At 67.5% G+C, this 240-nt stretch carries 1 protein-coding gene; it reads right to left on the minus strand.

All coding sequences use genetic code 11. The annotated features are described in order from the left end of the window. Positions 1 to 240: NAD(P)(+) transhydrogenase (Re/Si-specific) subunit beta (locus tag ACYQ1K_RS28045; protein ID WP_459986911.1), on the minus strand; the 240-nt coding region annotated here is incomplete at both ends.

Consider the following 240-nt stretch of genomic DNA (forward strand, 5'->3'; position numbering starts at 1 on the left):
GCGCCGGTCACGATGAGCAGGTCGTTGTTGAGCAGGAACCCGGACGCGGCCGCGGCCCACCCGGAGTAGCTGTTCAGCATCGAGACCACCACCGGCATGTCACCCCCGCCGATGGAGGCGACCAGGTGCCAGCCCAACGCCAGCGCGATCACGGTGACCGCGATCAGCTCCCACAGCTGCGGGTTCGCCACGAACGCGATCGTGAGGACCGCGAAGACAACCAGGGCGCCGATGTTGATG

This window comes from Nocardioides sp. AN3, assembly GCF_054653495.1.